Origin of the sequence: Marinilactibacillus sp. 15R (genome assembly GCF_001895285.1) — a bacterium.
GTDB classification, from domain to species: domain Bacteria; phylum Bacillota; class Bacilli; order Lactobacillales; family Carnobacteriaceae_A; genus Marinilactibacillus; species Marinilactibacillus piezotolerans.
Genome location: NZ_CP017761.1, coordinates 489,560 through 510,920 on the forward strand (window position 1 = coordinate 489,560; position 21,361 = coordinate 510,920).

The window sequence follows — 21,361 nt, forward strand, 5'->3', positions numbered from 1 at the left end:
AATGAATATTGCTATTATAGGTTTAGGTGTAATCGGCGGATCTTTCGCCATGGGTTTACAAGCTGCCGGCTATGAGAATGTATTTGGAGTTGATATCAACGAAGAATCAATTGAATTTGCAGAAAAAAAAGGATTTATTCGTAAAGGTGTCGTTGATGCACAGGAGATTCTACCTGATATGGATGTAATCTTGCTTTCTTTATACCCTAGCCAGATTGTGCCTTTTGTTAAACAGCACAAAGCTCTTTTCAAGACCGGTGTTGTACTGACTGATGTAACCGGTGTAAAAACAGAAATCATAAAACAAGTCACTACAGTTCTTCCTGAAACGGCAGACTTTGTTTTTGCCCATCCGATGCGTGGTAGTGAAAAGAAAGGTATCATCGGAGCGGATTATACACGGTTTATTGGGGCAAATGCGCTGATTACTCCAATTCCTTCAAATACAGAAAATAATCTACAATTGATTGAAAAACTATACAGAGGAATTGGTTTTAAACAAGTAACACGTGTTTCACCGAAACTACATGATGAACAGATCGCTTATGTCAGTCAACTGATGCATGCATTATCAGTAGCTGTGGTTAATAGTTCTCAAGCATCTGAAGAAACTCTGACGTTTGCCGGGAACAGTTTTCAGGAACTGACGCGAATCGCGGACATAAACGGTGAGCTATGGAGTGAGCTGTTTTTAAATAACCGCCAGGCTTTATTAAATTCCATTAATACTTTTGAAACAGAATTAGATAAGCTTAAACAAACACTAGCCGAAGATGATGAAGAATCATTAAAGGAAATTTTTAGCCGTGCAGCAACTCAAAGGAGAAAATGGTATTAGACTTAATCTCTATAGTAACCAAAAAGTGATCTTATTCAGTTAATAATCTGAATAAGGTCACTTTCATAATAAGCTTAAAATGATTGGATGATGAATTATTCCCTTTTCATCAATTGACTTTTGAAGAATAAATATAGACTGTTCTGCCTTTTAAATTTATTTTTTTTAGAATACTCATCTCATTTTTTTCTGCAACTCGCTGCGATGCTATATTTTCCGTTTGGATCAGTGAAATCACTTCTTCTAATTGCAGCATATCTCTCCCGAATTTCTTGAGCCCTTGTGCTATTTCTGTCGCATACCCTCTGTTCCAATAGTCTTCTGAGATCCAATATCCAATTTCCATATATTTAACATCTTCTATTACTTGAGGAACAAACCCAGCATGACCAATCTTTTCCCCGTTCTCTTTTAACTCAATTACTTTCAATCCATAAAATGCGTTTACTTCATAAAATTCTCTCATTCTATTCAGAAAAATTTCAGTTTGTAGTTTATCTCGTATTTCTCCAGTTCCGATATATCTCATTATTTGCTTATTAGATAATAAAGAATATAGAAAATCAAAATCTTCTTCTATATAATCTCTTAATATCAGCCGTTTTGTCTCTAATATAATTCTCCGCTCCCCTCAATAAAGCAATAAATAATAGTGCACAGAATATTCTTAATGTAGTGAAGAATAAATTAAAAAGAAAATGAAGAATCGAATTCAATAGTCAGCTTTTACTTTCCTAAAAACATTTTGATGTCAACCAAATGACAGTGTCAGCGGATAAACTGTAACCAATATTTTTATGTAGATACATAGATCCTTCATTACTACAAGATATTTGAGAATATGGAGTTTCCTCTCGTTCTAAGTATACTTTTGTGATAAATCTCAGCAGTTTCTTTCCGTACCCGAGCCCTCTACATTCAGGCAGAAATTGCAGCATACCGATTGAACCATCATCATGCTTTCCAACAAATCCAACTATCTTATTTTCTACGGAGCACATCCATAAAGAACTATTTAAAATTCTGGCGTAAAGATATTGCTTGTTTTGAGTTTGATAATATTTTTCTGCTAAAAACATATCATCTTCTTTTAACAATTGATAATATTCTCCATCATTTACTAAATGTATTTTTTTGCTATCATAAACAGCTTGATAATATTCTGCAGATTTTTCCAATTCAAATGTCTTTGCAACATACTTCCAGTATTCTTTCTGAATAACTAGAAAGTCAGCAGGCTCTTTTAAGACTTTCAGAGCTTTTACTACACTACTCATTGACTTGGATGAAAGTAACATTGTTTCACTGGGTATATCATAAATCAAGACACATTCAGAATCTTGATATATAGTTTCTGAATGATTATGTTTTATACTTTCAATTAATGTTATATTTGCAATTCTATCTCTTTCGAGAAATTTCATTACTTTATAATTCTCATTTTTCATATTTCTCTCTCATTTCCTATGTAATCTTTTGTGAGATTTATCTTTTATAGAACAGACATTCATACATACAAAATTAACTAATGCAATATTCTTCGAATGAGTCCTGAGAAAACGAATGAACTACTAGAAAAATAGGGCCACACAAACTAAAAATGCATTAGTTGTGTACCCCTTATTATAACTTATCTTTATTTCCCCATTAAATAATACCTAGAAATAATTGATTCCCATCGCTGCTTTCACTTCAGCTAACGTCTCTGCAGCAACGCGTTCTGCTTTTTCACTACCTGATTTCAGCATTTCTAAAACTGCATCTCTATCTTTTGCGTATTCTTCTCGTCGTTCTCGGATAGGTTTTAATCGTGCTTGTAAGACTTCGTTTAAGTAACGCTTGATCTTAACGTCTCCTAGACCGCCTTTTTGATAGTGATCTTTTAATTCTTGGACTTTTTCTTTATCTTCATCGAACACATCCAAATAGGTAAAGACGACATTTCCTTCAACCTGACCTGGATCTTCTACACGAATATGATTCGGATCCGTATACATACTCATAACTTTTTTCTGGATTTCATCTTCAGAATCCGATAAATAAATTCCATTGTTCAAGGATTTACTCATTTTTCCTTTACCGTCAACTCCAACTAATCTCCCGTGACCTTTTGGTGGTAAAATGATATCAGGTTCAACTAAAGTTTCAGTTCCATAGATTCTATTAAAATCTCTGGCAATTTCTCTGGTTTGTTCCAGCATTGGTCTCTGATCTTCTCCAACCGGAACGTGCGTTGCTTTAAAGGCAGTGATATCTGCAGCTTGGCTGACTGGATACATAAAAAACCCTGCTGGGATACTTTCGTTGAAACCTTTCTCCTGAATCTCAGACTTAACCGTTGGATTTCGTTGTAATCTGGCCATTGTGACTAGATTTAAATAGTACATCGTCAACTCTGGTAATTGTGGGATTTGTGACTGTATGAAAATAGTTGTCCGTTCTGGATCCAATCCTACCGCCAAGTAATCTAGTGCTACTTCCGTTACACTTTGCTGAACTTTTTCTGGTGTTTTTGCATTATCTGTCAAAGCTTGTTGATCAGCAATCATAACATATATGTGGTTATTTGGATCTTCTTGCATTTTTAAACGATTTTGAAGAGATCCTACGTAATGTCCTAAGTGTAGTTTACCTGTCGGACGATCTCCTGTTAAAATGACTTTATCCATAGATCCTAGCTCCTTAATTTTGAAGTTTCCTTTTACTTATTGTATCGTAAGTTTACTATATAAAACAATGTAGAATCTCTAGAAAGAAAAAGATTTTCTTCATTTGTTATTCTTTTTAAAACCCGACTTAAGTCTGATGTATAATTTCTCGAGTTTGACACTTAATTAAAACAAAAACTCTCTAACCCCTTATTTTTCAGGGATTTAGAGAGTTTTTTTGCTTTTGAAAAAGTGAGTACTATTTTGCTTTTCTGGATAGCTTTAAATTATTTTTCATTTTTTTAATGGTATTGATTTCATAATCCGTTCGAAATCCAAATATCTCATGTAATTGATCTGTTAAATGTGTTCGTTCATAGAGCGGTATGTAGCCATCTCCCGATGTTTTCATCACATTCATTTCCCTTAAAGTTTTAATGATTTTTTGACAAGAAAAATTGTTATCCAGCTTTTGTTCTAAAATACGATAAATCAATAAAGAGAGAAAACAGGTTAAGAAATGGGCTTCAACCCTATCATCGTTTCTTACGTAGATTGGTCGCGATTTCAACTCTGTTTTCATAATTCTGAAGCTCTCTTCTATTTCCCAGCGCTGTTGATTCACACGAATCAACTCTAAAGGATCCGATGTCAGATTCGTACAAATACCGTAGAATCCATCATATTGTGCTTCCTTCTCTATAACGGACTCATCAAGCGTTACATGCATATTTTCGGCTATTTCTCCGTCTGTTGTTGCGTGTTTAACTGTAACGAATCGTAATGGATCATTGGCACGTTTCTTTTTTAATGATGAAGGATTTTCAACTTTCTTCAATGCGCGTTCTATTTGGCGCTTCCGAATAGTTTCTTGATAATGCTTATACTTCGGTGAGAATGTTACAAGTAGGCGTTGTTCTAAATCATTTTCCTTAATCCATCTTTCTTTGTAATAGGTTTCTTTGTTGTTTTCAATATTTTTAATACTTGTTAAATTAATGGGTTTATCACTTGCTTTTGTTCGCCATCCAGAAGGGTCTAGTGCCCATTCTTTGAGGTGCTTTTTTAATTTTTTGATGGATTGTGTGGTGATAAATCCGCGACTACCTAATGTATTGTAAATGCGATTATTTTTAGAAGATAAGCCTGCGTCTGTACAGACAACGATCTCAGACAACTCAAAATCCTTCAGGATTTTCTTTTCTAACGGTTTAAGAGATGTTTGTTCATTTTCATTCCCACCAAATATTGAAAAAGCAAGGGGAAGGCCGGAAGCATCCATAAATAAGCCCATTTGAACAATAGGATTTGGGCGATGTTCTTTTGACACTCCATACCTTTTCAAGCCTTCTTCCTGTTCCATTTCAAAATAGAAATTTGTGCAGTCGTAATACAAGATTTTCTTGTGTCGTTGAACTAATTTCAAACTGTTTTTGTAGACAGCAGATTGAATATTATCTGATTCTTTCTTAAGTATATCTAAAGCCCGGTACATTTGATGTGGCTCACATTGAATACCTTCGAGTAATTGTTTTGCTTGTTCGAACGAACTCCGCTTGGAGTTCGGGTGTAAAATGCGCATATAGATTAATTTAGATAATATTTCGTTTAAGTCATACTCGAATTTATATTTAGATTGAATATCTTGCGTAATTTTAGAGAGGCCAAGTTGATAATAAAGCGACTGTAAAAAGAGATAACCAACGTTGAATGAACGCTGTTCATCAGCGTCGATAAGTTTCTCTGCATTAAATTTTATGATGCTAGGTTCTCGTTGACTCTTTTGTTCTTCTGTTAGTTTCTTGGCGTATTGACGTGCCCATTCCTCAGGATCAACACCTGGGTGTTTTTTACGAATTTCTTGTTCATTTCCCAAGGCTTCTATAACGCGCGTGGTTGATTTGCCGTTAATATCTCGAACATTTTCAATGACAGAATAGGAAATGGAATTTTTAGAAACACTCTTTTTTATACGCATAATCAACGCCTCGATTCAGTATTAGTTACTCTTATTATAACATAGTACTAAATAGTACTCAATATTTAAAGTAGAAATTTGACAAAAAAATAAGCCATATCAAGGCTTAAGAGTGTTTTTAGAGAAATGAAGTGTCAAACTCCCAGTTTCCTTTTACTTATTGTATCGTAAGTTTACTATATAAAACAATGTAGAATCTCTAGAAAGAAAAAGATTTTCTTCATTTGTTATTCTTTTTAAAACCCGACTTAAGTCTGATGTATAATTTTTATCAATAGCGTACAGTATATAATATAGAGTGCAACTACTGTCAAATCTTTAATGAATATAAAGTATTCTAAAATTTTTAGTAAATTTTAGATGATATTTTTAAAAAATGGTCAAATTCAGGCTTGATTTGGAGTATAATGAATACAATTAATTTTGGAGGAAGATATGAAGATATTAATTACAACAGAATGGTATACTCCAACTGTTAACGGTGTAATCACTTCTATTATCAACCTAAAAGATATTCTGACCAAACAAGGGCATGAAGTCCGTGTATTGACACTATCAGATAAAGACAATGTTAAAATTTGTGAAGAGGAAGGTTTATATACAATGTCTTCCTATGGCATCGGCAAGATTTATCCAGGTGCTCGATTCGCCTTCACAATGGACGATGATGTTTTGTCTCATATATTGCAGTGGAGTCCAGACATTATTCACACTCAATGTGAGTTTAGTACATTTCGTATTGCACGTCGGATTTCTGAAATTCTAAACGTCCCTCTAGTGCATACATATCATACTGTGTACGAAGACTATACACACTACTTTTCCCCCAATAAAAAGTGGGGTAAAAAAGCAGTAGGATTATTCAGTAAAAAAGTATTGAACAGCTCAGAAGCTGTCATTGCGCCAACAAAAAAAGTCGAATTACTTTTAAAAGGATATAAAGTTACTCAACCTATACACGTTATCCCTACTGGTTTAGACCTGGTCAAATTCAGTAAACCTTTGCAGCCCGAGGAAATAAAATCCTTCAGAAATTCTTTATCAATCCCCGATGATTGTTCTGTCCTAGTTAGCGTAGGACGAGTTGCAAAGGAAAAAAATCTAGAAGAAATCATTTTTTATATGAGTCGTTTACAGGACCCTTCTATTCGCTTATTAGTTGTTGGAGATGGTCCATACCGAGCTACACTAGAGGAATATGTCGATAAATTAAATATGAGTCCTTACGTTATTTTTGTAGGAATGGTAGATCCTGTAAATATTCCTGCCTACTATCAATTAGGAGATGTGTTCGTCAGTGCTTCAACAAGTGAGACCCAAGGACTCTCTTATATAGAGGCTTTAGCAAGTGGCGTACTCGCTTTATGCCGTAAGGATGATTGTCTGCTTGACGTTATTCGTAATGGAGAAAATGGCTATCAATATACTAGCTATGAAGAATTCAAATCTTATCTTTACACATTACTAAGCCAAGCTGAATTTAATGAGATTCAGAAAAAAGAAGCACAAAATAAAATCGAAGAAACATACTCTATTGAAACTTTCGGAAAACAGGTTGAAGCAGTATATTTTGAAGCAATCCGAAACTATACTCATCAGCACGTTTTCTCAATGTAGGAATGAGGATTCAGTTGAAACACTTTGACATGAAAGTTTTACTTTATACTGGTTCAGAAAAAGTCTTCACTCAAAGCGGGATTGGGGAGGCACTTCGTCACCAAAAGAAGATGCTGAAAAACTTGAACATTCCTTTTACTGAAAATCCTGATGAAGCGTACGATGTCGTTCATTTGAATACAGTACTGCCTGATTCATTGTGGATGGCTAGAAAAGCTCGATCCAAAGGTAAAAAAGTCATTTATTATGGACACTCTACTATGGAAGATTTTATGAATTCATTTCGTGGATCTAATCTGGTAGCTCCATTATTCAAAAAGTGGCTCCAGACTTGTTATCGACAAGGTGATATGATTATAACCCCTACAGAATATTCAAAAGAACTTCTACTTGGTTATGACTTAAGTAAACCTATTTTTTCACTTTCAAATGGTGTCGATACGACTTTCTTCTCTAAAAGTAAAAAATCTGGAGATCGATTTAGAAAAAAATTTGCTCTAACTAATACTCAAAAAGCAATTATTTCGGTTGGCCATCTTATTGACAGAAAAGGCATTATTGACTTTATCGCTTTAGCTGCAAAGTATCCGGAATACTCTTTTTACTGGTTTGGCAACACTCCTAAATCACTGATGACGAGTGCTGTTCAAAAAGCCATTAACCAAGCAACTTCGAACGTTCATTTCCCTGGATTTATTTCACCAGAAGAACTTCATGATGCTTATTCAGGCTGTGATTTGTTTTTATTCATGACCTATGAAGAAACAGAAGGAATTGTTTTACTAGAAGCCTTAGCAAACGAAACACCTGTCCTTGTCAGAGATATCCCGATTTACAAAAAATGGCTGCCAGATAAAGAAGTTGTTTATAAAGCACGAACTCAATCTGAATTTGAAGATGTCATACCTTTAATTCTAGAAGAAAAGCTTCCCTCCCTGACAGCAAACGGTCGTCAGGAGGCTTTAAGGCTGGATATAAAAAAGGTCAGTCTAGATTTAGCTATTCTATATAATAAATTATTAGATGTATAAAATTTAATACTATTCTAACAAACAGAAAGGACTGTCACTTGATTAGTCCTTTCTGTTTTTGTATAGTATTTGTAATTTTTTCTAAAGTTATGGTTCAACCATTGTTTTAGAGATATTTTATATTTACAATAATATCAACTAACCTGTATTTTAGGAGGATTTAAAAGGTGACTTTTTCAAACCAAACCACTCAAGCAATTCGGAAGCTGCATACTTTAATCGAAGTAGTCGATCAAATCGTTATTGGAAAAAAGGAAGTAACTCGTCTCACTCTCAACGCTATGCTAGCAAGCGGGCATGTATTATTTGAAGATATTCCAGGAGTAGGAAAAACACTTTTGATCAAGACAATATCTAAATGTTTAGAAGCTGATTTTTCTCGTATCCAATTTACTCCAGACCTGATTCCTTCTGATATTATCGGTTTTTCTGTACCTAATCTACATGACGAACAATTTGAATTTCGAAAAGGTCCAATTTTCAATCAAATCGTTCTAGCAGACGAAATCAATCGAACTTCTCCTAGAACTCAAGCTGCTATGCTGGAAGCTATGTCTGAAAAACAAGTGACTTTGGATGGAAAAACACATCAGTTGCCTGATCCTTTTTTTGTTTTAGCCACTCAGAATCCTATTGATTACGAAGGAACATATCCTTTACCGGAAGCTCAATTAGACAGATTTCTTTTCCAGCTTTCTTTAGGATATCCTAGTCCAGAACAAGAGGTTCGTATGCTTGAATCTCCAGAACAGTTAACTGCTATTGAGAAGTTGGATCCGATTTTATCTCTTTCAGATTTCAATTCATTAAAAGCAACAGTCAATACTATTCATGTAAACAAACAGTTACTTGAATATATCGTTTCTCTAGCAGATGCTAGTCGCCATCATCCAGCAGTTAAATTGGGAATCAGTCCTCGTGGTGTTCAAAATTGCCTAGCTGCTGCTCGTAGTCAAGCATTGCTCAATGAGCGAGATTATGTTATTCCTCAAGATATTCTATCAATTGTTAAACCTTTATTCCGCCATCGACTGCTATTTGAAAATAAATTAGACCGAGAAGATATTGATCTGTTTATTGAACAATTGATTAGTCAGATAGCAATCCCTACAAAAAGCAGGCGTACAGAATGAAAAGATATCTCCCTAGTTGGCGTTTTCTCTCCTTTTTCTTTTTATATTTATTAATCACACTTTATACTTTTACTTTCCCTGAAACTGTTACCTGGTTCATTTTCTATGCTTTTACCCTTGTATTATTGATTGCATTTTTATCTACACCATTAAATATCCAATTCAAGGATATCGACTGGAAAATCCATGATAATGGAACGGTAGATCTTATATTTACACTGACTCCTCGTTGGTCTCTGGCTTTCATGATGTCTTCTTTAAAACTTACGTTATTGGAATCAAGTTCGCTTAGAACGATCTACCCTACTGCTTTCTTTAAACATATGATTCAAGTCCGATTTGGTAATTTTTCTCTTACAAGAGGTCAGTATAATCATCTCACACTTGAAATAAAAGGATATGGCTTGTTTGGTATTTTCAAATATTACTCCAAGCAGAATATACCAGTCTTAATTTCTATTTTTCCTACTCATTTAACTAAGAAAGCGTTGGTCTCATTAATAGATACTCAATCAATCAAGACTGCTCAAAGTAGCTCCTTTTCTCATCATGAATTTCAAGTCAAAGAAATCAGACAATATCAAAGTCGCGATTCACTGAGTGCAATCGATTGGAAATCGAGTTTAAAACGTGAGCAATGGATGGTTAAAGAATATGACACAGAAGAGATTAGGCCTATTACTTTATGTTTTTTCGGTTCTTCATCTCTGCAATTCGAAGAATTACTCAACTTAACCTATAGTTTATATCAACATTTGTCTATTTCTCATAAGATTAGATTACTTCTCATTGGTGATTTTGATGGGGTAACGCTGTCAAAAGATGATAAGAGAGATTTTTTAACGATTCAGCCTAGCGCAGATACGCAAAAGATAAAAAAACTGATTGATAGGCTCGATTATACCGCTGAACAACTTATCATTGTTAAGCCCAGCGATCTTACTATTCCAGTATATCTAAGTCAGCCAGCCTCTTGTACTATTATGACCGAAAAGCAGCTTACTCCAGAGAAAGGAGAAGGGCTCAGTGAATAATTATATTAGTCCCCTATCTAATTTTATTCGTTCATTTTTACTCAGTATCGTGCACACGTTTTTGCTGCTTCCTGTCTTATTTCTTTTTTTAAAAATCAATGAATTAAATGGATTTTATTTTTTTGTACTATTTTTTGTTATGACTCAAATCATCGCTGCTCTATTTAAAAAATGGTGGCTTTACTTTCTGATTCAATTCGGAACAATAACTATTTTCTTGTACTATACGTTTCCGCCATCTAATAAACAGATGAATTTCATAGAATGGCTCTCTCTAATCTGGCAATATGGGAAAACAGAATGGACTACTCTTCTTTCAACCAGTATGTCGACTATTCCTGTTTTTCTTGCAACAGTTTGCTTATTGTTTCTAATCACATTACTCACTTACACATCTATCCGGCAAAGATTAGCAATGCCTTCTTTTCTGATAGCTCTTGGATATTTAATTGTTATTCATACTTTCACAAATCAGGCTATTTTGAGTACTGCTGTTTCTGTAACTGGGTTTGGTCTTTTATTGATTGGTCTAGTGCATATTGACCACCGTTTTAATACGTTTCAGTTTTTAAAATCTGCAGGACTCACGGCTTTACTAACCTCTATATTAATTGGAATAACTTATTGGAGCATCACTCCTTTAAGACCCGTTCAAGAATGGTTGGAAAAAAGTTCAGAAGCTTATCAGCAATATCTAAATCAGCAAGGTTTCTTTGATTGGATCAGGGCTAGATCGCCTCAATCCAGATATCAGCAAATCGGTATGGATACAGATGATGAAGTATTAGGCGGTCCTTTACAAAATGATTTCACTCCGTTATTTAAAGCCTATACTGAAACCCCTCAATATTGGAAAGTGTTACACCGTATGGAATATACTGGTAGCGGTTGGAACAGCGATCTTCCTTCTGATAGAAGTCTCGCCACCTCTCCTTATGAGCCAGAAAATGTCGACTTATTATATGGAACCACACCCAAAAAGCCTGCTGAAATTCAGGAAACCACAACATTAGTATGGGAAAATCCGGTTGACTATATTGTTTATCCTTATGGGTGGAAAAAATTAGAAATACAAAATGCTCCAGACGACTTTACGATGCTTGCCAGTAATATAAACGGTCATCATAGAGTTACAGATTCAAGCCAGGACATATCTAGTTATACAATCACATATGATGCAGTTTCTTTAGGAAGTATAGATGATGAGAATTTTCACCAAGACGACGGATGGCGTACACTACTATTAGAATCTCTAAACAGCAATACAGAAGTTCCAATGTTTGATGCTGATTTATCACTCAGAGAAAAGATGGTTCAAATTTTTCCAGATGATTTACAGCTTCCAGCTTCCCTACCTCAAAGAGTCACTGATTTAGCAGTCGAACTGACTGAAGGCATAGATAGTGAATATGAAATGGTCCGTTCAATTGAAACATACTTGAAAAATGATGGAGGATATCGTTATAGTCTACAAGATGCTTCTCAAACACCAGAAGAGGAAGATTATGTAGATCAGTTTCTATTTGAAACACTGGTAGGGTATTGCGATAATTTTTCTACAGCAATGACTGTAATGCTAAGATCAGTAGGTATTCCCGCTCGATGGACGAAAGGCTTCTCACCTGGCAGTGAACAGACTGATACTGATGGTAAAACTTACTATCAGATTACCAATGCAAACGCACACTCTTGGGTTGAGGTCTACTTCCCAAGTTCTGGATGGGTTCCTTTTGATCCCAGCCCTTCTTTTTCTAATCCAATGACTCGTACAGAGGCTGATTTGGCGGCAGAAAATTCAGGATCTTCTTTCAATGAGAATGATATGCCAGAAGAGGGTTCTCCAGAAGCGGAAGATCCTGAAGTTCAAACTCCAGAGGAAACGCCTGACGAAGAAACACCAGAAGAGACTGAAAGAGGCTCAGAAGAAGAAATTATTGAAGAATCGTCTGAAAATAATTCTGTAACTTCATCTGAAGAGAGTCTTAATTCCTGGTACCTATTATTCTTGATTCCTATCTTTTTTATTCTACTGTTTACTTTTTACTTTTTTTCAGTCCATTTAAAAGTAGCTATCTGGATTTTAGAAAAGCTGATCCAGAAAAATAAACTATCTTTACTGCAAGCAAGTAGATGGACATTGAGACTCTTTCAAATTAAAAAGAAAAAGTTATCAAATCAAACATTCGAAAATTATTTTGAAGGTTTAGATTTATCTGTAAATGAATATTCAGATGTCCTGAATTTATTTGCTCATTTATTGAATCAAGTATTTTATGGACATGAAACAGCTAAAGATTCTTTATCGGCTGAACAAAAGATAATTTTATTAGATTCGTTACAAGTGTTAAAATTCCTGCCTAAATATAAAAATTAAAAAATAGCTATCCTCATCTAGAACTTTGAGGATAGCTGTTTTGAGTTTTATAAGTGGTTAAATTTTGTGTTATTGAAACCTTTGGTAAGCAACCAGCTATCTACTGCTAGCAATAGTACTAAAGCAATATAGGAACCTAAAGGAATAAACTCTTGTATCAAGAACATTGATAGAGTTGCGATAATTACAATCCCGAAAAAGATAACAGTCGCTAGACATCCTTGGTTTGCTTCAGATGCATTATATTGGCGAGAAAAAGGATAGTCAGTAATTGTTCTTTTCACTTCAATAAAGAAAAGAGCAATAATTAATAAAAATCCATTTATAATAACGGGTATTAGTTCAAATCCCGTTATCACAATCACAATTGCTGATAATAATACATAAATAGGAATAACTAGTTTCATAGTCATAGCTTTGATCATTCCCCTAAGAAATACTCCCTCATCATTTTCCGAACTCGTTTCAAATATCCAGCGTCCTTTATAATTTTTAGAATATTGTAAGGACACAGTGAGCATCGGCAGCATCAACATAGTGAAATAAGGCATATAGATAAAAGTAATGGATTCTTCTATTGCTCCTTCAGAAAATCTAAAAGAAGAAAACAAAAGAACAGCTGGAAAAATAAGAATACTAGCAAGAGATGGATATAACCTGGTTTTAAATTCTCGTTCATGTTTTGTTAGTTGCCAAGCAAAATGATAGTACCCTACTTCTCTTTTATCCCATGATAACCATTTACCCGTAATTGTTTCATATAACGACCGTTTATCCTCTTCAACTTCTCCGCTATCCAGTTTTTGCAGATTTTTTTCTAACTTATCATTATTAATCCGGTAAAGCATTACAAGCCCTATTGTTCCCAACAGTAAAAATGCTATATAGATTCCATAAGTAATAGACCATCCATCCTGCAGCATTCCAAATGGTGCTACAAACCACAATGGAAAAACGATTACGTGCCACCAATCTAAATTGAGTTCAATCGCCAGTACCTCAGGATCAACAATTTGAATTACCTGGTTCATAATCTGATAACCGATAATTGTAAAAATTGACAAACCGATTTGACTATAAGCAATAATGTTTTTAAGTTTTTCTCCGTTGAAACGTTTTAGTACTGTTGCATAAATAATAATTGTCAGTAATAGGCACCATAACGAGGCAACTATGATTAACAAGGAAGCCAGCACACCTGCTAGTATTCCATGGAAAAAGAAGGTTGCTATAACTATTGGTCCAGCTATCGCCGCAGCAAATGAAATAAGGTAAATGAAAACATGTGTCGCTTTCGCCGCACTCAACGTTCTAGATGAAACAGGTCTCGTTCCAATCAATACTTGATCCTTTGTATTTAATAAGATCGTTGAGAAGTTAGCAATTAATGTTGATATCAGCATCACAAAAATATAACTGAAAAATATTGTATATTGAAATACAATGTTATCAATTGCAAACACAAATAATAAAATCAAACTGAATATGGCATACATCCACAAAGATTGAAAAAATGCATTTTTATCTTCATTGTCTTTCTTCTTATTTCCCCATCCAGAATTTTGAATCACACTATCTTGTCTACTATCCATAACCATTTTCGTTTCAACAATTACTCTCAAAATAGGATAATCCACACCAAAAGCACGGTACATTGGTGCCAAGAACTCTAATATTTTGATAAAGAACGGTGTATTGCTTTTCGATTCTCTACCAAAGATATTACGCATCATAGTGCGACTCTCCTTTCATCGCTGTAACGAAATCAGCTGCCAGTTCAGCATATTCATTGAAACCTGTTAGTTGATTAAATAATTGCTCTAAGGTTCCGTCAGCATCTTTTTGGAGTTCTTCAAATGGACCATCCGCTACCACCATACCTTCGTTTAAGATAATGATTCGATCGCTTAACTTTTCTACGGTATCCATAATATGAGAAGAATAAAAAATCGTTTTTCCATCTTTTTTTAATTCTGACAAAATTTCTTTAACAATTTGAACGCTATTTGCGTCCAATCCATTCAGCGGTTCATCCCAGAATAAGATATCTGGATTGTGTAACAAGCTAGAAATAATCAAGACCTTTTGACGCATACCTTTCGAAAAAGAAGATAATCGATTTTTAAATGCTGCATCAATGCCTAATATTCTCATCATTGATAAACTTTTCTGACGAACGATCTGTTCATCTATTCCATATAATCTACCAACAAATAATAAATACTCTTCTGCAGAAAGCGTCTCATACAGTTCTGCATTCTCTGGTACATACCCAATTCTTGCTTTATACTCATCTCCACTATCTAAAAGAGATCGTCCGAACAGCAAGATTTCACCTGCATCTTGCTGCAGCATTCCCAAAATGATTTTTACTGTTGTACTTTTCCCTGCTCCATTCGGGCCAATATACCCAATGATTTCGCCTGGATGAACTGAAAAGTTCACCCCTTTCAATACATGGTTTCCACCAAAAGATTTTCTAACTTCCCGCATTTCCAATATTGTTTCCATCTATGTACCCCCAAGACTATGATTAAAACTATTTTATCACACACGTTTCTTTAAAACAGTATTCTTCAAACAATCTATAACATATCTCTACATTCTAAGTTCAAACTATGATACATTTAGTAATATTACTAAATAAATATACACATCTGATAAATATCGGAGGGATCCATTTATTCATGGAAGAAACATTTAAGCAGGCCTCTATTTGGTCGATCGTCTGGAGAGTTATTTTAACTTCACTTGTAGTTGAACTTATCAGTGGGATATTTTTGTTCATTTTTCCATTTCAATATTCTGAAATTATTAGTCTCACTGGCTCGTTAACGCTTTACTACCTCATTTATAAAATTACACTAAGTCAAATTGATAAACAGAATATCTCTTCTTTAGCAATTACAGGACGAGGACATCCGGACAAGAAAAAGCTTATTCCTATAGGGATATTGACTCTTCTTATTGCTGGGACTGGTTACTTTTTTATTTTCTTTATCCTTCGTATTATTATTTCTTTTATTTCCCCTGACGAATTCATTACTCCTTTTATGAATATGAACTTTGAAGGTTTAGATTCTACAGGACCTTCTCTCTTATATTATTTCCCAGTAGCTGTTATAGCAGCTCCGATAGTAGAAGAAATTTTCTTTCGAGGGTTCGTATTGAATAAATGGTCTGAAAAATATGGAAATGTAAAAGGGGTTTTGTTCAGTTCACTTTTATTTATGGGGATTCATATTGGCTCATTATTACTCCCGCAATTATTAATGGGGATTTTATGTGCTGTTATCTATATCAAAACTAAAAAAATAATCTATCCAATTCTTGTACATTCTTTTTATAACTTTTTTATTATTCTGCCTACACTGATTCCAAATAATGCAATACTTGAACGGGGCTATACAGAATTGTTTTTACCTAAACAAGATATAATTAATGACATTAATATATATGCTACTTTATTTGTAATGTTTTTCCTCGTTGCTGTTATAAGTCTTCTTTTTTATAGTAAAAAATTAAACCAAGAGCAAACCCCTTATCTTTATAATTTTGAAAAGTATATTTCAAAAGTTCCACATGAAACAATTCCAGATGAAAGAAAATTTCCAGAATTTTAAATTAGCTTTAGCATCCTTACATAGCTTTTTAAAGTCCAGGAAAACATTTTTATTATTTAAATCCGACATTTTTATGTATATTATTCCAAAATTGTGTATACTATATTCCAAGGGGGAATGAAAATGAAAGAATCAATGATTGAATTTATGAAAGTCAGGGAGAAACTGGATAAAGAAAAAGAGTTTCATATGGAGTCTCTATTTAAACTTATTCGTCAACCAAGTATCAGTGCACAAAACAGGGGAGTTTTAGAATGTGCTGATTTGTTAGTTACTATGATGAAAGATGCTGGAATTGATACTAAGATTCTTGATACTGAGGGATATCCTGTTGTATATGGAGAAGTTTTACATCCAGACAACAAACTAACTGTATTATTTTATGGACATTATGACGTACAACCTCCAGAACCATTGGAGTTATGGAAATCAGATCCATTTGAACCAACGATTCACGACGGGAAAATCTACGGTCGTGGAACGGGAGATAATAAAGGTCAATTAATTGCCCATGTATTAGCGGTTAAGTCTTTACTAGATCTTTATGGTAAATTACCAATCAATGTAAAATTTTTATTCGAAGGCGAAGAAGAAAAAGGCAGCATCAATCTTGCTCCTTTTATAGAAAATCATAAAGAACTTCTTGCAGCTGATATTGCTTACACTGCCGATGGACCCATGGAAGGTAAAGATCAGCCTTCTGTAACTTTAGGAAATCGCGGGCTCCTTTATATTGAATTAAAAGCTCAGGGCGCTATCAAAGACAATCATTCGGGAAATAAAGGAAATATAGCACCAAATCCCGCAATGGATCTGATTAATCTAATTCGTACAATGGTAGATGATAAGGGCCGAGTTTTGATTAAAGATTTTTATAATGATATTTTAACGCCTACCGAGGAAGAGTTAAACCATATCCGCACTTTACCCTTTGATCCAGAAGCTACTGCTCAAGTAATAGGAATGCACAAAATGGATATACCTGCTGAAGAATATTATAAAAAACTCTGTCTCTCTCCTACATTCAATATTGCTGGATTCGGAAGTGGCTATACTGGTGAAGGAACTAAAACCATTATCCCTAGTGAAGCTAAAGTTAAAATCGATATGCGGCTAGCAGCCGATCAGGACCCTGATTTGATTTTCCAAAACATTTTAGAGCACGTAGAACATTTTAACTCAGCGAGTACAATCACTTTAGATTATTTGGGTGGTGTAAAACCATCTAGAACACCTATGCACTTAGATATCGTCCAAAAAGTTATTCGAGCAGTTGAAATTTCTCACAATAAACTGCCCGTCGTCTTACCTGCTCTTGGTGGAACAGGTCCAATGTATGTTTTTACAGATATTTTAAAAATCCCTTCATTGACAGTTCCTTATGCCAATGTTGATGAAGATAATCACGCACCTAATGAAAATATTGGTATTAAAGAATATTTAAACGGCATTCAGACAACCTGTGTTGCGATACTACATTTAGGAGAACAGATTTAAATTTAATAGCAAAAAAGGAAGACCAATACCCTCCGAGGTAAAGGTTTTCCTTTTTTCATCAATTTATTCATCTTCTTCTAACATATACTCTTTAAAGAATTCTTCCAAGTATTGTTCCATGAATTGATGTCGTTCTTGAGCCATTTTTATAGCAGTTTCTGTATTCATCAAGTTTTTTAACTTTAACAACTTTTCATAAAAATGATGGATTGTGCTCGTTTTTCCATTTCTATATTCTTCTTTCGTCATTTCTTCACGTACTTCATATCGCGGATCGAATATTGGTTGTCCCTTACTGCCGGCATACGTAAAAGCTCTAGCAATTCCAATTGCACCAATAGCATCCAGGCGGTCTGCATCTTGCACGACTTTGGCTTCTAGTGATTCCAAGTTTTGTCCATTTCCACCTTTATAAGATATATTCTGAATAATCATCAATACTTTCTCGGTAACCGCAGATGGCACGCCTTCGCCTTCTAACCAATAATTTATCTCAGAAATTCCATCTTCTTCGCTAGAAACAACTTTATCATCTGCCAAGTCATGCATCAAAGCAGCTAATTGCACAACGAACATGTCTACTTTTTCTGACTGACCGATTTTTATTGCATTTTTCCATACACGTTCAATATGAAACCAGTCATGTCCAGAACCTTCATCTTTTAATTTTTCCCGAACCATTTCAGCGGCACTTAGAATGATTTCCTCATTCATATATATTCCTTCTTTCTATGCTACTATTTCTAATAGTCTACCACATTTTATGCTACACTGTTAAAAATGGATGTAATTTGCTTAGTAGCAGCCTTAACTAGGTCTTCTAAGCTCATAGAAAGGATTTATCAATGAAAATTTTAATTGATGCAGATGCCAGTCCCATAAAAGATATCGTCATAGAGGAAGTTCAAGGAAAAGATATTTCAGTTGTACTCGTCTCTAGTATTGCTCATTTTTCTCTGCAAGAATATCCAGAATATGTAGAAACTGTTTATGTAGAACAAGGCGCGGATTCAGCCGATTTCAAAATTGTACAGCTCGCAAAAACTGGAGATATTGTCATTACACAAGACTATGGTTTAGCTTCTTTATTGTTACCAAAAGGATGCCTTGTTTTGCATCATAAAGGATTCCAGTATTCTTCTGACAATATTGATCAGCTGCTTCAGACGAGACACTTAAGTGCTATAGCAAGGAAAAATGGTCAACGCACCAAAGGTCCTAAAGCTTTTACCCAAGAAGATCGAGAAAAATTCCGAGCAGTATTCAGAGAAATCTTATAGTATTAAATAGTAAATTTAATATTATAAAGCTGCTTTTACTGTATATTTTTTGACTAAAAAATCAGTAATTTTTAACTATTTTTAAATCATTCATTACTAATATTTGGTTCTTCTAAGTAATATCAGTTTTATTGACTTGCCAAACATTTATTTATAAAAAAGCTTATTACTGTCCCATTTTTTGATGATAGTTCTATTCTTATTTTTACAGAATTTATGATACGATATGATAGAATACTTTTAAGTTTAGGAGCCGAATATATGAAACAAAAACTTGCATTATCCGTTTTAGGTGGAATTGGAGCAGCTTTAGGCGGTTTAGCCTTAGCCGGTCATTACTTTTATAAAACAGCTGTTTCAAATAATGAAAAAGATTTTTTAGAAGTGGTCAATTATGAACAAATCTCTCCAGACGATCCTTGGGCAGAAGAAAAAAGATGGTATAGCCAAGTTGAACGTGAAATAACTGAAATAACCTCAACAGATGGTTTGAAAATTAATGGAATTTATATTCCGGCACCAAAAGCAACTAATAAAGTAGCACTAATTGCCCATGGGTATAATGGCAGCTTAAGAGATATGGCCCCATTTGCAAAGCTGTTTCACGATCTGAAATTCAATATATTGGTAGCTGATGCTAGAGGTCATGGTACCAGTGACGGTAACTATATCGGGTTCGGTTGGCACGAGCGCATGGATTATCTCCAATGGATTAACCAGGTCATTGACAAATATGGTGAAAATTGCGAAATAGTTTTATTCGGTATCAGCATGGGAGGCGCGACTGTTTTAAACGTTAGTGGAGAAGTGCTTCCGGAACAAGTTAAAGCTATTGTTGAAGATTGCGGATTCAGCTCCGTAGAAGAAGAAATCACGTATCAGCTAAAAACAATGTATAAATTACCTAAGTTTCCGCTCGTTCAAATCACTAGCTTGATTACAAAACTTAAAGCTGGCTATTGGTTTGAAGAAGCAAGTTCCCTGGAACAAGTCAAAAAAAATCAGACCCCTACATTGTTCATTCATGGAGAAGATGATGACTTCGTTCCGACAAGTATGGTGTATGATTTATACGAAGCAAATGCTTCTCCAAAAGAATTATACATCGTTCCTGGAGCTAAACATGCATACGCGTATGTAATGAATAAGGATAAATATCGTCATGTCGTTTCAACTTTTTTAAAAAAATATATCTCTGTAGACACACAAGTTTAAAATAAAAAGCTGTGCTTCAAAATGAAGCATAGCTTTTCTTAAATAATCCGTCCTATTTCGGCCATTTTTGATGATCAACTCGAACCGCACCTAACAGTTTTTTTCTAACTTCTATATGCTCTTTAAAAATTATTTCTAGTTCATGGTCCGAAACTAATGGTAACTCTTGTTTAATTAACGGTGAAAAATCAGGTACATCCGGTACTTCATCAGCAGCATCCACAAATGCCTCTGTTAAAGATTCTAAATACGTTCCAATACTGGATTTTGCACTTTTGATAAGTAATGTATTAGCTAAATTTTCTTCCTTCATTCCATAAAGCAATATGGTGAGTGTGTCTTCTAGAGAGGCTATCGCCACGGAAGCAGATTCATCAGCTTTTCTACTATGATAAAAATGAAGCAGTGGGTAAGCATGATGTTGTTGTGTCAATGAACTAATCTTTGATGAAATATCAACTAATACTAAGTCTATATTGTGAAAATCCTGACCATTCCATGTTTTTGCTATAATATCAGTACTTTTAATACCTAAGCTTGTTATACTCGTTGCCAAGGAACGCTTTTGGACCACTGCATCTACTACGGAGATAATATAAGATGCACACAAAGTCAAAAATAATATGCCAGCCGCTGAATTTAATGTGGTTACGATCTGCCAGAATCCTATTGCAGGGGCATAATCCCCAATACCTAAAGTAAAAAGTGTAAATCCGGTGAAATAAAATCGCTCATACCAGAAAACTGGAGCATCTGGATTGGAAGTATTAGTAATTGAATTTACATCTCCATTAAAAAAGAGCGCAAACCCTATCCAAATCATCAGCGACCAGGATAATAATGTACTCACCAATGTAATTGGTCCAGTAAAATCATAGAACTTACTATTTTTTTTACCAAGTTTATCAAAAATTTTCCAAAGCGTCTCTGCTACTCTTTTGGATAAGGGACCTGCTCCACCATCTACCCATAAAGTAGTCCATACCAAGTCAATTATAGTAAGTAAAATTATTGCAAAACCAATAATGTAAAATATCCATCTCATGTTAGTTATTCATCCTTTTTAAACTTGTCATAATTCTATCTTATTCTG

The 21,361-nt window shown here is 34.5% G+C and carries 18 protein-coding genes; 10 read left to right on the top strand and 8 right to left on the bottom strand.

Annotated elements, in window-relative coordinates:
• Position 1 precedes the first annotated feature (1 nt).
• A complete protein-coding gene (locus BKP56_RS02445; protein WP_072693560.1) occupies positions 2-838 on the top strand; it encodes a prephenate dehydrogenase in 837 nt (278 codons plus the stop codon).
• 109 nt (positions 839-947) lie between these two features.
• On the opposite strand, the gene BKP56_RS02450 is transcribed toward BKP56_RS02445, so the two are convergent.
• The 4 genes from BKP56_RS02450 to BKP56_RS02465 form a co-directional block, all read right to left on the bottom strand.
• Positions 948-1,457 (bottom strand): GNAT family N-acetyltransferase, encoded by a 510-nt coding sequence (locus tag BKP56_RS02450; protein WP_083540443.1) that lies wholly within the window; start codon positions 1,455-1,457, stop codon positions 948-950.
• A gap of 115 nt (positions 1,458-1,572) precedes the next feature.
• Positions 1,573-2,286 (bottom strand): GNAT family N-acetyltransferase, encoded by a 714-nt coding sequence (locus BKP56_RS02455; RefSeq protein ID WP_072693562.1) that lies wholly within the window; start codon positions 2,284-2,286, stop codon positions 1,573-1,575.
• 210 nt (positions 2,287-2,496) lie between these two features.
• On the bottom strand, positions 2,497-3,507 hold the full coding sequence (trpS, locus tag BKP56_RS02460; RefSeq protein ID WP_072693563.1) for a tryptophan--tRNA ligase: 1,011 nt from the start codon (positions 3,505-3,507) through the stop codon (positions 2,497-2,499).
• A 238-nt stretch (positions 3,508-3,745) separates the two neighbouring features.
• A complete protein-coding gene (locus tag BKP56_RS02465) occupies positions 3,746-5,464 on the bottom strand; it encodes an IS1634 family transposase (protein ID WP_072693564.1) in 1,719 nt (572 codons plus the stop codon).
• 435 nt (positions 5,465-5,899) lie between these two features.
• Here BKP56_RS02465 and BKP56_RS02470 point away from each other — a divergent pair, with 435 nt between their 5' ends.
• From BKP56_RS02470 to BKP56_RS02490, 5 genes are all read left to right on the top strand, one after another.
• Complete coding sequence (locus tag BKP56_RS02470) at positions 5,900-7,081, top strand: glycosyltransferase family 4 protein (RefSeq protein WP_072693565.1); 1,182 nt, start codon at positions 5,900-5,902, stop codon at positions 7,079-7,081.
• Between the two features lie 29 nt (positions 7,082-7,110).
• Positions 7,111-8,112: a glycosyltransferase family 4 protein gene (locus BKP56_RS02475; protein ID WP_072695927.1), complete on the top strand. Its 1,002-nt coding sequence runs from the start codon at positions 7,111-7,113 to the stop codon at positions 8,110-8,112.
• A gap of 167 nt (positions 8,113-8,279) precedes the next feature.
• Positions 8,280-9,245, top strand: a complete 966-nt coding sequence (locus BKP56_RS02480; RefSeq protein ID WP_072693566.1) for an AAA family ATPase — start codon at positions 8,280-8,282, stop codon at positions 9,243-9,245.
• Positions 9,242-10,279: a DUF58 domain-containing protein gene (locus BKP56_RS02485; RefSeq protein WP_072693567.1), complete on the top strand. Its 1,038-nt coding sequence runs from the start codon at positions 9,242-9,244 to the stop codon at positions 10,277-10,279. Before BKP56_RS02480 ends, BKP56_RS02485 begins: the two co-directional genes overlap by 4 nt.
• On the top strand, positions 10,272-12,653 hold the full coding sequence (locus BKP56_RS02490; RefSeq protein ID WP_072693568.1) for a transglutaminase domain-containing protein: 2,382 nt from the start codon (positions 10,272-10,274) through the stop codon (positions 12,651-12,653). The genes BKP56_RS02485 and BKP56_RS02490 overlap by 8 nt, the downstream gene beginning before the upstream one ends.
• A 47-nt stretch (positions 12,654-12,700) precedes the next feature.
• On the opposite strand, the gene BKP56_RS02495 is transcribed toward BKP56_RS02490, so the two are convergent.
• Complete coding sequence (locus tag BKP56_RS02495) at positions 12,701-14,386, bottom strand: hypothetical protein (RefSeq protein ID WP_072693569.1); 1,686 nt, start codon at positions 14,384-14,386, stop codon at positions 12,701-12,703.
• On the bottom strand, positions 14,376-15,164 hold the full coding sequence (locus BKP56_RS02500) for an ABC transporter ATP-binding protein (protein ID WP_072693570.1): 789 nt from the start codon (positions 15,162-15,164) through the stop codon (positions 14,376-14,378). Before BKP56_RS02500 ends, BKP56_RS02495 begins: the two co-directional genes overlap by 11 nt.
• 107 nt (positions 15,165-15,271) lie before the next feature.
• Between BKP56_RS02500 and BKP56_RS02505 the strand changes: the two genes are divergently transcribed.
• Positions 15,272-16,276: a CPBP family intramembrane glutamic endopeptidase gene (locus BKP56_RS02505; RefSeq protein ID WP_083540444.1), complete on the top strand. Its 1,005-nt coding sequence runs from the start codon at positions 15,272-15,274 to the stop codon at positions 16,274-16,276.
• 123 nt (positions 16,277-16,399) lie between these two features.
• Positions 16,400-17,773, top strand: coding sequence for a M20/M25/M40 family metallo-hydrolase (locus tag BKP56_RS02510; protein WP_198033974.1), 1,374 nt, complete (start codon positions 16,400-16,402; stop codon positions 17,771-17,773).
• A 63-nt stretch (positions 17,774-17,836) separates the two neighbouring features.
• Here BKP56_RS02510 and BKP56_RS02515 read toward each other — a convergent pair whose 3' ends face one another.
• A complete protein-coding gene (locus BKP56_RS02515) occupies positions 17,837-18,487 on the bottom strand; it encodes an HD domain-containing protein (protein WP_072693572.1) in 651 nt (216 codons plus the stop codon).
• 131 nt (positions 18,488-18,618) lie between these two features.
• Here BKP56_RS02515 and BKP56_RS02520 point away from each other — a divergent pair, with 131 nt between their 5' ends.
• Together BKP56_RS02520 and BKP56_RS02525 are read left to right on the top strand one after the other, a co-directional pair.
• Entirely contained in the window at positions 18,619-19,053 is a 435-nt protein-coding gene (locus BKP56_RS02520; protein WP_072693573.1) for a YaiI/YqxD family protein, read from the top strand.
• A 261-nt stretch (positions 19,054-19,314) separates the two neighbouring features.
• Positions 19,315-20,268: an alpha/beta hydrolase gene (locus BKP56_RS02525; protein WP_072693574.1), complete on the top strand. Its 954-nt coding sequence runs from the start codon at positions 19,315-19,317 to the stop codon at positions 20,266-20,268.
• A 52-nt stretch (positions 20,269-20,320) separates the two neighbouring features.
• Here the strand turns inward: BKP56_RS02525 and BKP56_RS02530 are convergent, their stop codons facing one another.
• Positions 20,321-21,313 carry an ion channel gene (locus BKP56_RS02530; RefSeq protein ID WP_072693575.1) on the bottom strand — a complete coding sequence of 331 codons (993 nt, stop codon included), beginning with the start codon at positions 21,311-21,313 and terminating at the stop codon, positions 20,321-20,323.
• Positions 21,314-21,361: the final 48 nt, after the last annotated feature.

Excerpts from the sequence above, each read along its gene's own strand:
- BKP56_RS02445 (WP_072693560.1), top strand. The coding sequence starts at position 2 with ATGAATATTGCTATTATAGGTTTAGGTGTAATCGGCGGATCTTTCGCC.
- BKP56_RS02455 (WP_072693562.1), bottom strand. The coding sequence starts at position 2,286 with ATGAAAAATGAGAATTATAAAGTAATGAAATTTCTCGAAAGAGATAGA.
- trpS (WP_072693563.1), bottom strand. The coding sequence starts at position 3,507 with ATGGATAAAGTCATTTTAACAGGAGATCGTCCGACAGGTAAACTACAC.
- BKP56_RS02465 (WP_072693564.1), bottom strand. The coding sequence starts at position 5,464 with ATGCGTATAAAAAAGAGTGTTTCTAAAAATTCCATTTCCTATTCTGTC.
- BKP56_RS02470 (WP_072693565.1), top strand. The coding sequence starts at position 5,900 with ATGAAGATATTAATTACAACAGAATGGTATACTCCAACTGTTAACGGT.
- BKP56_RS02475 (WP_072695927.1), top strand. The coding sequence starts at position 7,111 with ATGAAAGTTTTACTTTATACTGGTTCAGAAAAAGTCTTCACTCAAAGC.
- BKP56_RS02485 (WP_072693567.1), top strand. The coding sequence starts at position 9,242 with ATGAAAAGATATCTCCCTAGTTGGCGTTTTCTCTCCTTTTTCTTTTTA.
- BKP56_RS02495 (WP_072693569.1), bottom strand. The coding sequence starts at position 14,386 with ATGATGCGTAATATCTTTGGTAGAGAATCGAAAAGCAATACACCGTTC.
- BKP56_RS02500 (WP_072693570.1), bottom strand. The coding sequence starts at position 15,164 with ATGGAAACAATATTGGAAATGCGGGAAGTTAGAAAATCTTTTGGTGGA.
- BKP56_RS02505 (WP_083540444.1), top strand. The coding sequence starts at position 15,272 with ATGATACATTTAGTAATATTACTAAATAAATATACACATCTGATAAAT.
- BKP56_RS02510 (WP_198033974.1), top strand. The coding sequence starts at position 16,400 with ATGAAAGAATCAATGATTGAATTTATGAAAGTCAGGGAGAAACTGGAT.
- BKP56_RS02515 (WP_072693572.1), bottom strand. The coding sequence starts at position 18,487 with ATGAATGAGGAAATCATTCTAAGTGCCGCTGAAATGGTTCGGGAAAAA.
- BKP56_RS02520 (WP_072693573.1), top strand. The coding sequence starts at position 18,619 with ATGAAAATTTTAATTGATGCAGATGCCAGTCCCATAAAAGATATCGTC.
- BKP56_RS02525 (WP_072693574.1), top strand. The coding sequence starts at position 19,315 with ATGAAACAAAAACTTGCATTATCCGTTTTAGGTGGAATTGGAGCAGCT.
- BKP56_RS02530 (WP_072693575.1), bottom strand. The coding sequence starts at position 21,313 with ATGAGATGGATATTTTACATTATTGGTTTTGCAATAATTTTACTTACT.